Source organism: Citrobacter sp. S-77, assembly GCF_963864895.1.
GTDB lineage: Bacteria > Pseudomonadota > Gammaproteobacteria > Enterobacterales > Enterobacteriaceae > Citrobacter > Citrobacter murliniae.
The window spans coordinates 3,240,613-3,254,704 of the sequence record NZ_CAWLWU010000002.1 but is presented as its reverse complement, the minus strand read 5'-3'; the positions used below and the strand labels follow the sequence as shown (position 1 = coordinate 3,254,704).

12 protein-coding genes are annotated in these 14,092 nt (G+C 53.5%); 7 read left to right on the top strand and 5 right to left on the bottom strand.

Annotated elements, in window-relative coordinates; all coding sequences use genetic code 11:
• Both arnB and nudI read right to left on the bottom strand, forming a co-directional pair.
• Positions 1–1,140: a UDP-4-amino-4-deoxy-L-arabinose aminotransferase gene (gene arnB / locus AACS05_RS16160; protein ID WP_045445503.1), complete on the bottom strand. Its 1,140-nt coding sequence runs from the start codon at positions 1,138–1,140 to the stop codon at positions 1–3.
• Between the two features lie 261 nt (positions 1,141–1,401).
• The gene (gene nudI / locus AACS05_RS16155) at positions 1,402–1,827 is read right to left on the bottom strand and encodes a nucleoside triphosphatase NudI (RefSeq protein ID WP_045445500.1); all 426 of its coding nucleotides are present in this window, start codon (positions 1,825–1,827) and stop codon (positions 1,402–1,404) included.
• 229 nt (positions 1,828–2,056) lie between these two features.
• On the opposite strand from nudI, the gene AACS05_RS16150 reads away from it, so the two are divergent.
• The 6 genes from AACS05_RS16150 (at position 2,057) to yfaU (ending at position 8,349) form a co-directional block, all read left to right on the top strand.
• Positions 2,057–2,599, top strand: a complete 543-nt coding sequence (locus tag AACS05_RS16150) for a YfaZ family outer membrane protein (RefSeq protein WP_045445497.1) — start codon at positions 2,057–2,059, stop codon at positions 2,597–2,599.
• A 105-nt stretch (positions 2,600–2,704) separates the two neighbouring features.
• Positions 2,705–3,901: a nicotinamide mononucleotide deamidase-related protein YfaY gene (locus AACS05_RS16145; RefSeq protein WP_045445495.1), complete on the top strand. Its 1,197-nt coding sequence runs from the start codon at positions 2,705–2,707 to the stop codon at positions 3,899–3,901.
• Positions 3,902–4,171: 270 nt separating this feature from the next.
• A complete protein-coding gene (locus AACS05_RS16140) occupies positions 4,172–4,954 on the top strand; it encodes an IclR family transcriptional regulator (RefSeq protein ID WP_045445492.1) in 783 nt (260 codons plus the stop codon).
• 14 nt (positions 4,955–4,968) lie between these two features.
• Complete coding sequence (gene rhmD, locus AACS05_RS16135; RefSeq protein WP_045449727.1) at positions 4,969–6,174, top strand: L-rhamnonate dehydratase; 1,206 nt, start codon at positions 4,969–4,971, stop codon at positions 6,172–6,174.
• A 56-nt stretch (positions 6,175–6,230) separates the two neighbouring features.
• Complete coding sequence (locus AACS05_RS16130) at positions 6,231–7,520, top strand: MFS transporter (protein WP_045445490.1); 1,290 nt, start codon at positions 6,231–6,233, stop codon at positions 7,518–7,520.
• 25 nt (positions 7,521–7,545) lie between these two features.
• Entirely contained in the window at positions 7,546–8,349 is an 804-nt protein-coding gene (gene yfaU, locus AACS05_RS16125; RefSeq protein WP_045445487.1) for a 2-keto-3-deoxy-L-rhamnonate aldolase, read from the top strand.
• Positions 8,350–8,397: 48 nt separating this feature from the next.
• Here yfaU and glpC read toward each other — a convergent pair whose 3' ends face one another.
• Genes glpC through glpA form a run of 3 tightly spaced genes read right to left on the bottom strand, consistent with a single transcriptional unit; the run spans position 8,398 to position 12,462 of the window.
• A complete protein-coding gene (glpC, locus tag AACS05_RS16120; protein ID WP_003834686.1) occupies positions 8,398–9,588 on the bottom strand; it encodes an anaerobic glycerol-3-phosphate dehydrogenase subunit GlpC in 1,191 nt (396 codons plus the stop codon).
• The gene (gene glpB / locus AACS05_RS16115; RefSeq protein WP_045445482.1) at positions 9,585–10,844 is read right to left on the bottom strand and encodes a glycerol-3-phosphate dehydrogenase subunit GlpB; all 1,260 of its coding nucleotides are present in this window, start codon (positions 10,842–10,844) and stop codon (positions 9,585–9,587) included. The genes glpC and glpB overlap by 4 nt, the downstream gene beginning before the upstream one ends.
• Entirely contained in the window at positions 10,834–12,462 is a 1,629-nt protein-coding gene (gene glpA / locus AACS05_RS16110) for an anaerobic glycerol-3-phosphate dehydrogenase subunit A (RefSeq protein WP_045445479.1), read from the bottom strand. The genes glpB and glpA overlap by 11 nt, the downstream gene beginning before the upstream one ends.
• 270 nt (positions 12,463–12,732) lie before the next feature.
• Between glpA and glpT the strand changes: the two genes are divergently transcribed.
• Positions 12,733–14,091: a glycerol-3-phosphate transporter gene (gene glpT, locus AACS05_RS16105; RefSeq protein WP_045445476.1), complete on the top strand. Its 1,359-nt coding sequence runs from the start codon at positions 12,733–12,735 to the stop codon at positions 14,089–14,091.
• Position 14,092: the final 1 nt, after the last annotated feature.

Genomic DNA, 14,092 nt, shown 5'->3' with positions numbered 1-14,092 from the left:
TTATTGTCCTGCTATCTGGCGAAGTGCTGTAATCACGCGCCGGGTATCATCGGCGGTCATGTCAGGGAATAACGGCAGCGAACAGATGCGCGCGCTATTCCATTCCGTATCAGGAAGCGAAAGGGTAGTGAAACGTTCGCGATAATATTTTTGCGTGTGTGCGGCGCGAAAATGCAGGCCGGTACCAATACCTCTGGCTTTAAGCGCTTCCATTAACGCATCTCTGCTTATACCGCAGCGTGCTTCATCGACACGAATAATAAACAGGTGCCAGGCGTGTACATGCGGCCACCGCGGCAGGTTCAGCGGCTGAAAAGGCGAATCAGCTAGCGCTTGCTGGTACTGTTGGGCAATTTCCGCACGGCGCGCGTTCAGTTGCGCCAGTTTGCCCAGTTGCGTCAGGGCGATAGCCGCATTGATGTCGGTGAGGTTGTATTTGTATCCCGGCGTGAGAACTTCTGCCTGCGGGGCTCGGCCGTAGGTTTGTCGGTCATACGCATCCACTCCCAGGCCGTGAAATTTCAGGCTGCGTAACCGTTGAGCCAGCTGTTTGTCGTCAGTAACAACCAGCCCGCCTTCCGCACAGGTAATATTTTTGATGGCGTGAAAGGAGAAGATTGCCGTGCCGCGAGCACCAACATGACGACCTTTATATAACGTTCCCACGGCATGGGCTGCGTCTTCTATCACCGTGATCCCATAGCGCTTGCCGATAGCGTAAATCGCGTCAAGATCGGCGGGAGCACCTGCGTAATGCACCGGTATAATAGCTTTGGTTCGTGGCGTAATAGCGGCTTCAATTTGCTCCGGTGTTACCATCAGCGTATCGCGGTCGACATCGATCATGACCGGCGTGGCTCCCAGCAGGACAATCATGTTGAGCGTAGAAACCCACGTCATTGAAGGCGTGATGACTTCATCGCCTTCACCCACACCCAACGCCATCAGCGTGACGTGCATACCTGCGGTGGCAGAGCAGACGGCAACGGCATGTTGGTTTCCCGTAAGCCGACAGAACGCCTCCTCCAGCTCATGGTTTTTAGGGCCGGTGGTTATCCATCCTGAATCCAGAACCGCCTTAACTGCGGTAAGTTCTTCAGTACCCATTGCCGGGCGAGAGAAGGGCAAAAAGTCAGACATCATTATTCCTTCAAGCCATTAAACGCAGTCGTAGGTTTATTTTTATGACAAACAAGCGCGCGTTAATTATTTCATCAGGCTACAAAGGTTAATGATCGAAGGTTAATTTATCCTTAAGGATTTAAGGTGGAGAAAAGAGAGCGATGCAGAAGAGATTAATGGTTATTTAATTGATATTAAACATTTTGTTTGCTCAGCCCCGAAGGGCTGGTGCATAAAGATATTAAGTCAGCGAGGTGATTCTAAGAAGCAGCGTTGTACTTACAGTAATCCTTTTAATGTTAATGTCTTTCGGGTGGCGATGTTTAAGTCGTAATGTCCAAGATCTTCTGGTTTTACCCAGGCGAAATCCTGAAACTCTTCATTAATGTTCACTTCGCGATTGGCAGAAATGCAGTCGAAGATCAGATAAATCATGTAAATCTCTTCCTGCCTGCCGTCAGCATACGTTTTGGTGCGGATATCATCGCTGAAGGTCCAGGGGGTGATATCGGTCAACACAAGCTGCTCGCCTAACTCTTCCCTTACTTCCCGTCGCAGGGCTTCTTCGATACGTTCGCCAGGTTCCACGCCACCGCCCGATAACGCCCACTGACCGGGAAAAACACCGCGATCGTTGGCCATTTTACACAGCAAATAACAGCCTTCATTTTGAATTAATGGGCAAACAATTGTCCTTTGACGCACGGTTATGTTCCTTAATGTACTGAGATGAGGCAAAAGAATACGGGAGCTGACGCGTTGGTTAAAGTGATTATTGTCAATTCCATCGTCACTTATTGAAACGGTTTCGGGTAGTATTTCGTTACAATATGTTATTAGATCGCTTTTTTAGCTCATTGATTCCTTTGCTGTTGGCAGTACAATCCTGCGGTTTTGGGGCACATTAATTACTTGCTTGCTGGAAAGGGTAAAAATGAAAAAAAGCGTACTGTTAGGACTTGCCGGAATGCTGTTTGTTTCCGCATCGGCTAATGCCATCAGCATCAATGGTCAGGCTGGTGAAGATTACACCAACATTGGCGTCGGCTTTGGCACCGAGTCAACCGGATTAGCGGTAAGCGGCAACTGGATGCACAACGATGACGATGGCGACGCGGCTGGTCTGGGTCTTGGTCTGAATATCCCGCTTGGACCGCTGTTGGCTACTGTTGGCGGCAAAGGTATTTACACCAATCCGAAGGATGGTGATGAAGGTTATGCGGCGGCTGTTGGTGGTGGTCTGCAGTGGCCGATTGGCGACAGCCTCCGTCTGTTTGGCGAATACTATTACTCTCCGGACTCGCTCTCCAGCGGTATCGACAGCTTTGAAGAAGCGAATGCCGGTGCGCGCCTGACGATTATGCGTCCACTGAGCATTGAAGCGGGTTATCGCTACCTGAATCTGGCCGGTAAAGATGGCAACCGTGATAACGCGATTGCTGACGGCCCGTACGTTGGGGTTAGCGCCAGCTTCTAATCTTCCTGGCGCGGCGTTCTGCTGCGCCTGTTTTACTCCTCTTCCTTCTCCATGTTCCCCCTGCATTGCGTTATAGTGTTTCTATTACAAAAGCAGGAGAACACAATGTTAAATGTGGAGATGCTATCCACCGGGGATGAAGTGTTGCACGGGCAGATCGTCGACACCAACGCTGCCTGGCTGGCCGATTTTTTCTTTAATCAGGGATTACCGTTAACGCGCCGTAACACGGTAGGCGACAATCTTGACGATTTGGTCGCTATCTTGCGTGAGCGTAGTGAACACGCCGATGTGTTGATCGTCAATGGCGGCTTAGGGCCAACCAGCGATGATTTGAGTGCACTGGCAGCGGCAACGGCAAAAGGTGAGGGACTGGTGCTGCATGAGCCATGGCTGGCCCAGATGGAGAGCTTTTTCCGCGAGCGCGGCCGCGTGATGGCACCGAGCAATCGCAAGCAGGCCGAGCTTCCTGCCAGCGCGGAGTTTATTAATAATCCGGTGGGCACTGCATGTGGCTTTGCCGTTAAGCTAAACCGCTGCCTGATGTTCTTTACGCCGGGCGTGCCGTCAGAATTTAAAGTCATGATCGAGCATGAGATCCTGCCGCGCTTGCGTGAGCGTTTCTCGCTCTCTCAGCCCCCTCTATGTCTGCGATTAACCACCTTTGGCCGCTCTGAAAGCGATCTGGCACAGAGCCTGGATTCTCTGTCACTACCGGCGGGAGTGACAATGGGGTATCGCTCATCCATGCCGATTATCGAGTTGAAACTCACCGGGCCGGATTCCCAACGTGAAGCGATGATGGCGCTGTGGCCGGAAGTTAAACGGGTCGCCGGACAGAACATGATTTTTGAGGGGACGGAAGGATTACCCGCGCAAATCGCCCGTAAGTTACAGGAACGCCAGTACAGCCTGACGTTGAGCGAACAGTTCACCGGTGGTCTGGTTGCTCTGCAACTTTCCCGTGCTAACGCCCCACTGCTGGCCAGCGAGGTGGTCCCCTCTCAGGAAGAAACGCTGGCGCAAACGGCGCACTGGATAACTGAACGACGCGGCAACCATTATGCTGAGCTGGCGTTGGCGGTATCGGGTTTCGAAAACGAACATATTAACTTTGCCCTGGCAACGCCCGATGGTACATATGCCTTGCGCGTGCGACTGAATGCGAATCGCTATAGCTTGCCGGTTCGTCAGGAAGTCTGCGCGATGATGGCGCTAAATATGCTGCGTCGCTGGCTAAACGGGCAGGATCTTGCCAGCGAACACGGCTGGATTGAAGTGGTTGAGTCGCTGACGATCTAGCCTGTAAATTGCCCGGTAGCGCTGCGCTTATCGGGCTTTAAGTGAACGTCTGCTTATGTGTGTGAGTAGACGTTCCCCCGCCATTCGGCAATTTCTCCTGCATTATTGTCCAACCTGTTGTACTCCCTGTGGAAAAATCCGTGCTGTGGTTCACATTTTTATACGTAATCTTTCCAGCCTGCTGGAAGAAAGGCGGGATTTGATGTGCTTCACAATTTTAACCCTGTTGACCGAACACACTGATTCCAGTATCTCAGACCGGAGTCCAGTATGTTGGAATCAAGCAAAGTCCCCGCGCTTACCAGAGCGATAGAAATTCTCAATCTTATTGCGCGTATCGGCCCGTGCAGCGCCGCAACGATTGTGGATACGTTGGGTATTCCGAAAAGCACCGCTTATTTGTTGTTAAACGAACTGAAGCGTCAGCGCTTTCTCAGTATTGATCATCAGGAGAACTACTGCCTGTGGACCAAACTGGTTGAACTCTCGGGGCATGCGTTGAGCAAAATGGATCTGCGTGAGCTGGCGCGTCCGCGCTTGACACAGCTTATGGATGAAACCGATCTGCTTTGTCATCTGGGGCTCATCGACCACGAAAGCGCGTATTACATTCTGAAAGTGGAATCCTCGTCCACCATCAGCGTGCGTTCTCATGAGGGAAAAAGTCTTTCTCTGTATCGCTCTGGCATCGGCAAATGTTTGCTGGCCTGGCAGCCTGCTGCAGTACGCAAAACCATTATTGACCAGTTGGTATGGGAGAAGGCGACGCCGACCACAATTGCTGATCCTCAGCAACTGAATGATGAACTGGAGCGCATTCGCCAGCGTGGATGGAGTTTTGATAATGGCGAGGATTACCCGGATGTTCGCTGTGTTGCCGCTCCCGTTTTTAATGCCAGTAATACGCTGACTGCCGCGATTTCAGTGGTTGGCACTCGTTTACAAATCAACGAAGAGAATCGTGATTACCTGGCCGGGAAGGCAATTGCCTGCGCCAAAGATATTTCACGTCTGTTGGGCTGGAAAAGTCCCTTCGATTCACTCGCATCATAATAATGGAGAACATCATGACCCTACCAAAAATTAAACATGTTCGTGCCTGGTTTACCGGCGGTGCTACGGCGGAGAAAGGAGCGGGCGGTGGTGATTATCATGACCAGGGCGCTCATCACTGGATTGACGATCACATTGCTACGCCAATGAGCAAATACCGTGAGTATGAACAGTCGCGCCAGTCTTTCGGCATAAACGTGCTGGGGACGTTGATTGTCGAAGTGGAGGCAGAAAACGGTCAGACGGGGTTTGCAGTCTCGACGGCTGGAGAGATGGGCTGCTTTATTGTCGAAAAGCATCTTAACCGCTTTATCGAAGGCAAATGCGTCAGTGATATTAAACTCATTCACGATCAGATGATTGGTGCCACAATGTATTATTCTGGCTCTGGCGGTCTGGTGATGAACACCATCTCTTGCGTGGATCTCGCGCTTTGGGATCTGTTTGGCAAGGTCGTGGGATTACCGGTCTACAAACTGCTGGGTGGCGCGGTTCGTGATGAAATTCAGTTCTATGCCACTGGGGCACGTCCAGATCTGGCAAAAGAGTTGGGCTTTATCGGTGGAAAAATGCCGACCCATTGGGGGCCGCACGATGGGGACGCGGGTGTTCGCAAAGATGCCGCGATGGTGGCCGATATGCGTGAGAAATGTGGCCCGGATTTCTGGCTGATGCTCGACTGCTGGATGAGCCAGGACGTGAACTATGCCACCAAACTGGCGCATGCCTGTGCGCCGCATAACCTGAAATGGATCGAAGAGTGTCTGCCGCCACAGCAATATGAAGGTTATCGTGAGCTGAAGCGCAATGCACCGGCAGGCATGATGGTAACCAGCGGTGAACACCACGGCACGCTGCAGTCCTTCCGTACGCTGTCTGAAACCGGCATTGATATCATGCAGCCTGATGTCGGCTGGTGTGGTGGATTAACCACGCTGGTGGAAATTGCCGCAATTGCCAAATCGCGTGGACAACTGGTGGTGCCGCACGGCTCATCGGTCTATTCGCACCATGCGGTTATCACTTTCACGAATACCCCGTTTAGTGAGTTCCTGATGACCAGCCCGGATTGTTCAACGATGCGTCCGCAGTTCGACCCTATCCTGCTGGATGAGCCAGTGCCGGTGAACGGACGGATCCATAAGTCGGTACTTGATAAGCCTGGCTTTGGCGTCGAGCTTAACCGTGACTGCAATCTGAAGCGCCCCTACAGCCACTAATGACCAGTGCGTTGCCTTATCCACGGCAACGCCCTCATTTCTTTGAGGATCTTGTGATGACAACCACTTTACTTGACGGTGTAGTGAAGAAAAACCGTGCGCGTTTGATTCCCTTTATGTTGGCGCTGTATGTGCTGGCATTTCTGGATCGCTCGAACATTGGTTTTGCCAAAGAGACGTATCAGATTGATACCGGGCTGAGTAATGAAGCCTATGCACTAGGGGCGGGAATTTTCTTTGTGGTATACGCGTTCCTGGGCGTACCAGCCAACCTGCTGATGCGTAAATTTGGCGCCAGAAGCTGGATTGGCACCACCACGCTGCTGTGGGGATTTCTCTCTGCGGCTATGGCGTGGGCGGATACCGAAGCAAAGTTCCTGATTATCCGTACTCTGTTGGGGGCGGCGGAAGCCGGTTTCTTCCCCGGCATGATCTACCTGACGTCGCAATGGTTTCCGCAGCGTAACCGCGCCAGCATTATGGGGCTGTTTTACATGGGGGCACCGCTGGCGTTAACTCTGGGATCGCCGCTTTCCGGCGCGCTGTTAGAAATGCACGGTTTTATGGGGCATCCGGGGTGGTTCTGGATGTTCGTTATCGAAGGTTTGCTGGCGGTTGGTGCAGGCGTTTTCACCTTCTTCTGGCTGGACGACACACCACAGGAGGCGCGCTTTCTTAATGCGGAAGAGAAAGCCGTTCTCATCAGTCAACTGGCGAGCGAAGAAGAGAAAAAGGTCACCTCAAAACTGTCAGATGCTTTGCGCAATGGGCGTGTCTGGCAACTGGCAATTATTTATCTGACGATTCAGGTAGCGGTCTATGGATTGATCTTCTTCCTGCCCACCCAGGTTGCGGCACTATTGGGAACCAAAGTTGGCTTTACTGCGTCCGTGGTGACGGCCATTCCGTGGGTGGTTGCCCTGTTCGGTACCTGGCTCATCCCGCGCTACTCTGATCGTACCGGTGACCGGCGCAATGTGGCGGCCCTGACGTTGTTAGCCGCCGGGATCGGGATTGGCGTTTCCGGTCTGGTGTCTCCGGTGCTGGCTATTCTGGCTTTATGTGTGGCGGCCGCGGGCTTTATTGCCGTCCAGCCGGTGTTCTGGACAATGCCGACTCAATTGCTCTCTGGTACCGCGCTGGCTGCGGGCATTGGTTTTGTAAACCTGTTTGGCGCGGTGGGGGGATTTCTGGCCCCCATCTTGCGGGTTAAAGCTGAAACCGTTTTTGCCAGTGATGCAGCAGGGCTTCTGACCCTGGCATGTGTCGCAGTTATTGGTTCAGTCATTATCTTCACCCTGAAAGTCAGCCGTCCTGCTTCGCAAATGGGCGCGGTGCATCATTAATCTTATCTACGTTGTAAGGATCGTTATGAACGCATTGTTATCAAACCCTTTTAAAGAAGCGCTGCGCAAAGGGGAAGTCCAGATTGGTTTGTGGCTCAGTTCGACCACCTCCTATATGGCGGAAATTGCAGCAACATCGGGTTATGACTGGTTGCTCATTGATGGTGAGCATGCGCCGAACACGGTACAGGACCTCTATCACCAGCTTCAGGCTATTGCGCCCTATGCCAGTCAGCCAGTGATTCGTCCGATTGAAGGCAGCAAGGCGTTGATTAAGCAGGTGCTGGATATCGGTGCACAGACGCTGCTGATCCCGATGGTGGACAGCGCAGAACAGGCACGTCAGGTGGTTTCCGCGACGCGTTATCCTCCGGTGGGAGAGCGTGGAGTTGGGGCCAGCGTGGCCCGTGCAGCGCGTTGGGGACGTATTGATAATTACATGGCGCTGGCTAATGAGTCGCTCTGTCTGTTGGTGCAGGTCGAAAGTAAAACGGCGCTGGATAATCTGGACGCGATCCTGGATGTGGAAGGTATCGATGGTGTTTTCATCGGTCCGGCAGATCTCTCTGCGTCTTTAGGCTATCCGGATAACGCCGGGCACCCTGAGGTGCAGCGAATTATTGAAGAGAGCATCCGCCGCATTCGTGCAGCCGGAAAAGCAGCGGGATTTCTCGCTGTCGATCCGGCGATGGCGCAAAAATGTCTGCAGTGGGGGGCGAACTTTGTTGCCGTAGGCGTGGACACGATGCTCTATAGTGAAGCGCTGGATCGCAGGTTGGCGATGTTTAAATCTGACAAGGCTGTGCAAAAGCTCAAAAGCAGTTATTGATACTTGCTTGCCCGATGGTGGAATACCATCGGGCAGCAGCGAGCAGCGTTAACCCAATGCTTTGGCAAGCAGAGTGATCGGATGTTCACAGCGCTTGCTTGTAGACATCTCAATCTGCCATTTACAGGTTTCGCAGTCGGTAACGACGATATCCGCACCGCTTTCTTCGATCTGGCGGAACAGGGGGGCGCCAATAGACTGTGATGTCGGATAGTTTTCTTTTTTGAAGCCGTAAGTTCCGGCGATCCCGCAGCACTGAGAATCCAGCACTGTCAATTCAAGCCCCGGAATTTGTCGTAGCAGCTCCAGCGTGTAGAGCGTCCAGCCCATTTTCTCCATATGGCAGGGAGTGTGATAGACCACTTTCAGCGGCAGCGTTTTCAACGGCAGCGTTTTGCCTTCATCCAGTTTGCGCCACAGCCAACGGGTGGCCAGCTCAATATGTTCGCGCAGGCCTGAGTTGTCGACATCCAGCACTTCCGGGTATTCATCGCGCAGCGCAAAGGTACAGGTTGAAGAGGTGGCGATCACCGGAATGCCTTTCCCGTCAATGGCTTCTCTGAGTGAGGCCACATTACTTACCGCTTGTTTACGTGCTTTATCGGTAAAACCATTGGCGATCAGCGGAACACCGCAGCACTTCTCTTTACTCAGCAGTTGTACGCCGGTACCCATCGCGTTCAGCACTTTAATCAGATCTTTGCCGAGCTGGGGATGGTTGTAGTTCACAAAGCAGCCGTGGAAAAAGGCGACCTGATCCTGATACTGTGCCTGCTGGGCAGCAACGCTGCGATACCAGCGGCGGAATGTACCAAAGGAGTACTTCGGCAGCGTACGACGGTGATCGATTTTTAGTGCGTAATCAAGAAGCTGGCGTACCGGTTTCAACGACGTGGCGGTGTTGACTATCGGCGCAAACGGCGTGGAAACACTGCCCATCAAATCGGTATGGCTTAAGACAAAGTTACGGAGTGACGGGCGCGTCGTGTCGTATTTGGCGCGCGCACGCTGGATAATATCGCCAATTTTCACATCTGAGGGGCAGGCGACTTCGCAGCGTTTGCAGTTGATGCAATATTTCAGTGCATCGTCATATAACGCACCATCTTTCAGACGCAGACGTTCACCGTCCGGACCAGCCTGTTTGGGGCCAGGATAGCTCGGGTTTACACGACTGACCGGGCAGGCGGTGGTGCACACTGTGCATTTGATACAGCTTTCAAAACGTGTGTCGCTCATTGCAGGCCTCCTGCACGTTTCGCAATATGATGTGCGGCATGCAAGGCGCTAACTGCGCATACGCCGCCTCCACAACCCTGTGCGATAGGGTCAAATCCGCCAAGTACAGAACCGATGGCAAACATGTTCTCTACTGTTTTTCCCGCAAGAGCAGGGCGCAGTGCGTCATCCGTTGTCACGCCGAACTGTTGCCACGGTTGTGGATCGAATACATCACGCTGATACCATTCTGCTCGGGTCGCGGTTTGCTGGACATCCAGCCCCATAATCGGTTCGTGAATGGCCTCTCGAGTGGCGACCAGCCCGCTGCTAAAGAAACTGCCGCTGGCGAGTACAGCGAAGCGTGGACGCAATGGAATATCAGCATGGTTGCGGGTCCATATTTCGCTCACCAACCCGTTCTGGCAGGTGATTTTTTTCACTTCATCGCCAGGCATCCAGATCCCACCCTGGCGTACAAACTGGCGCTGCAACTGATTATGCAGACGCATGCCCAGGACTGAAGGCGGCAGGGTTGGCAGTAAATTAAGCGAACAGGGGAGACGATCGTTGAGCCATTGCCAGAGCCGGGAGTCAGCCAGTCCGAAGCAGGCTGGCATAATGATCATGTCGCAGGTTTTTGCTATCGGCAGCAGCGCGTCGTAAAGCAGCGGCCATTTGTCTTCGTTATCCAGCAGGCGTGCGATGTTAACGGCGCGAAACTCGGTTGGGTTGTCGCGCAGAACATCCAGTTCCGGCAGATCGATTTCAGCCGTTTCGACGCTGAGGTTGCGCTGCTGTAATGAGGCGGCAGCGAGATGTGCCTGAAAATCCAGCAGACCGCTAATGCCTACCACGCAGATGCGCTGAGCTGACAGTGGCCAGACCGGGACTTCCGGCGAGCTTAACCAGGTTGAACGCAGGGTCCCCAGCGGTGTTACACGCTGATGCGCCTGGTGAACGTCCCCCTGCAAACGTGCTCCGGATCCTTCCAGCAAAGTCTGTGCCTGTTGTGCCAGTTCCAGCACATTTTGTGTTCCGATAACGCTATAAGGATGCGCAGGAGCCTGAGCGCACAACGCGTCCAGCCCTGTCTCAATGTTAGTGACCGGTTGACCATCCGGCAGAGTGCTGAGCAAATCCAGTGAACCGGAGGAAAAATGCAGCGCGCTTTGGCCGCGAGTGACAATCGTGCAGCGCAAACCGCTTTTTTGCAGTTGCAGGCCGCACAGCAGTCCGGCGAGGCCGCCGCCGATAATGACGGTATCAAATTTCATCCTGGTGCTCCTTTTCCAGACCGCACAATCCCTGATAAACCCAGCGCGTGAATTCGCTTTCGCGCAACGCATCCCCCCAGGCGATAGGTTGCACGCCTTTCCAGCGCTCATTGAGGAACTCGGATAGCTGAGTGATGGATTGCGCCGCGGTGGTGACATTAAAACGTTGCAGCAAACCTGCGGCACGGCAGGCACACAGCTCACCCTGGCATGTCCCCATGCCGACGCGGGTGCGGCGACGTAAATCCAGCAGGCTGTTAACGGTTAAATTCTCGACGGCATATTGCACTTCTCCCGCCGTGACCGCTTCGCATTCACAGACCAGACTGCGGTGCTGACGACCTTCGCTAAGCCAGGCTGGGGTGCGATCGCCGTGACGGTATACCGCTGAGCCACGAAGTGGTGCTGGCAAAGAGATGACGCGTTTTAGCGTGTGCTCGGTAGATTCCTGCGACCCAGGCAGTGCGGTATCCGCCGTGGTACAAGGGCGGGAATTACCCAGTTTGCGACATACTGCGTCGGTCGCCCATTCCGCCATCAGGCGGTAGGTCATAAGCTTCCCGCCTGTGATAGTGATAAACCCATCCAGCCCGTCGCGTTCGGCGTGATCGAACAGCACAATGCCGCGGCTGACGTTGCGACCGCTAGGGTCATCATCACTGGCAACCAGAGGACGCACGCCGGAGTAAGCGCGTAAAATGCGCGTTTTCGCCATAATCGGTGCCAGCTTCTCGCCTTCACGCAACAGAATATCCACCTCTTCTGCGGTGACACGGTTGCTGTCGATATCGTCGTAATCAATGTGTTGTGAGGTCGTACCGATCAGCGAGATGGTATCGCCAGGCACCAGAATATCGGCGTCGGACGGCTTACGACAGCGGTTGATGACATGCTGGTTAATGCGATGATCCATGATCAGCAGCGAACCTTTCGCCGGGAACATGCGAATGCTCAGATCGGCATATTCCGCAATACGCTGACCCCAGATCCCGGCGGCATTCACCACTACCGGTGCATGCAGGGATTGCATCTCACCCGTAAGATGGTTACGTACGTTCACGCCGCAGACGGTCGCTCCTTCACGAATCAGTCCGGTCACTTCATGGGCCGTTAAGATAACGGCTCCGTGCTCGCGTGCGTCCAGCATATTGGCTGCGGTTAAACGGAAGGGATCCACGGTACCGTCCGGGACTTTTACTGCGCCAATCAGTTGCGGGTTTACCGCCGGTTCGATAATGCGCGCCTGCTGCGGGTCTATCGCTTCTGCGCGGATGCCCGCTTCTTCACAGGCGCGAATAAAGGTGGCCTGGAAGGAGAGTTCATCCTCCGGCAGCGTAATAAACAGACCGTCCGTCGGCTCGACGCAATGGCGGGCGATACGTTTCAGAATTTGGTTTTCGCTGATGCATTCGCGAGCAGATTCAGCGTCGGTGACGGCGTAGCGCGCACCGCTGTGCAGCAGACCATGGTTACGCCCCGTTGCGCCCGTAGCGATATCGTGGCGCTCTACTAAGATGACGCGCAAGCCGCGCAGGGCACAGTCGCGTGCGATCCCTGCACCTGTTGCTCCTCCACCAATGATAATCACGTCACTTGTTTGCGAGTCGCGAGTTTTCATTGTTTTTCCTCACAGTTCGTTTTTTATCATTTAGCCACATAAAAAACATGGATTGTTTGATTTCGCGCATAATCGCTCATGATTCGAAAATGAAACGTGATTCCGTGCGTCTTTATGAACATTTGTCATAAAACTGTAACAATATGTGCTGTAATTCACATTATTGCACCGAATGATTCCTTAACATCGCGGCCACACTGGGAGCGGTAGGGTTGTTACGACAAACTGCAGTGTTTCCTTCGAACGAAAGACGGCCACGGAGGCTACAATATGTTGAGCATTTTTAAACCGGCGCCACACAAAGCGCGTTTGCCTGCAGCGGAGATCGATCCGACCTATCGTCGATTGCGCTGGCAGATTTTCTTGGGGATCTTTTTTGGTTATGCCGCGTACTACCTGGTACGTAAGAACTTTGCCCTGGCGATGCCTTATCTGGTTGAGCAGGGTTTCTCTCGTGGCGATCTGGGCTTTGCGTTGTCTGGTATCTCCATCGCTTATGGTTTTTCGAAATTCATCATGGGATCCGTTTCGGACCGCTCGAATCCGCGCGTTTTCCTGCCCGCTGGTTTGATTCTGGCTGCGGCAGTGATGTTGTTTATGGGCTTTGTACCGTGGGCGACATCGAGCATTGCCGTGATGTTTGTGCTGTTGTTCCTCTGCGGTTGGTTCCAGGGGATGGGCTGGCCGCCGTGTGGCCGTACCATGGTGCACTGGTGGTCACAGAAAGAGCGTGGTGGCATCGTTTCCGTCTGGAACTGCGCGCATAACGTTGGTGGTGGCCTGCCACCGCTGCTGTTCCTGCTGGGGATGGCCTGGTTTAACGACTGGAAAGCGGCGCTGTACATGCCGGCATTTGGCGCGATTGTTGTTGCCCTGTTTGCCTTTGCTCTGATGCGCGATACCCCGCAGTCCTGCGGTCTGCCGCCGATTGAAGAGTACAAGAACGACTATCCGGATGATTACAACGAAAAAGCAGAAGAAGAGCTGACTGCGAAGCAGATCTTCATGCAGTACGTTCTGCCGAACAAACTGTTGTGGTACATCGCCATCGCCAACGTGTTCGTCTATTTACTGCGTTACGGCATCCTTGACTGGTCGCCGACCTATCTGAAAGAAGTGAAGCATTTCGCGCTGGATAAATCTTCCTGGGCTTACTTCTTATATGAATACGCAGGTATCCCGGGCACCCTGTTATGCGGCTGGATGTCGGATAAAGTCTTCCGTGGTAACCGTGGCGCAACTGGCGTGTTCTTTATGACGCTGGTGACTATTGCGACGATCGTCTACTGGATGAACCCGGCAGGAAACCCGAACGTTGATATGGCTTGTATGATTATCATCGGCTTCCTGATCTACGGCCCGGTAATGTTGATCGGTCTGCATGCGCTGGAACTGGCACCGAAAAAAGCGGCGGGTACGGCGGCAGGCTTTACCGGACTGTTTGGTTACCTGGGCGGTTCTGTGGCGGCAAGCGCCATTGTCGGTTACACCGTTGACTTCTTCGGCTGGGATGGCGGCTTTATGGTGATGATTGGCGGCAGCGTGCTGGCGGTTATTCTGCTGGTGGTCGTCATGATTGGTGAAAAACGTCATCACAAAGAGATGGAACTGAAGCGTAACGGGGGCTAAT

Coding starts and splice junctions, on each gene's coding strand:
- glpA (WP_045445479.1), bottom strand. CDS start 12,462: ATGAAAACTCGCGACTCGCAAACAAGTGACGTGATTATCATTGGTGGA.
- glpB (WP_045445482.1), bottom strand. CDS start 10,844: ATGAAATTTGATACCGTCATTATCGGCGGCGGCCTCGCCGGACTGCTG.
- AACS05_RS16150 (WP_045445497.1), top strand. CDS start 2,057: ATGAAAAAAAGCGTACTGTTAGGACTTGCCGGAATGCTGTTTGTTTCC.
- glpC (WP_003834686.1), bottom strand. CDS start 9,588: ATGAGCGACACACGTTTTGAAAGCTGTATCAAATGCACAGTGTGCACC.
- yfaU (WP_045445487.1), top strand. CDS start 7,546: ATGAACGCATTGTTATCAAACCCTTTTAAAGAAGCGCTGCGCAAAGGG.
- AACS05_RS16130 (WP_045445490.1), top strand. CDS start 6,231: ATGACAACCACTTTACTTGACGGTGTAGTGAAGAAAAACCGTGCGCGT.
- rhmD (WP_045449727.1), top strand. CDS start 4,969: ATGACCCTACCAAAAATTAAACATGTTCGTGCCTGGTTTACCGGCGGT.
- AACS05_RS16140 (WP_045445492.1), top strand. CDS start 4,172: ATGTTGGAATCAAGCAAAGTCCCCGCGCTTACCAGAGCGATAGAAATT.
- arnB (WP_045445503.1), bottom strand. CDS start 1,140: ATGTCTGACTTTTTGCCCTTCTCTCGCCCGGCAATGGGTACTGAAGAA.
- glpT (WP_045445476.1), top strand. CDS start 12,733: ATGTTGAGCATTTTTAAACCGGCGCCACACAAAGCGCGTTTGCCTGCA.
- AACS05_RS16145 (WP_045445495.1), top strand. CDS start 2,705: ATGTTAAATGTGGAGATGCTATCCACCGGGGATGAAGTGTTGCACGGG.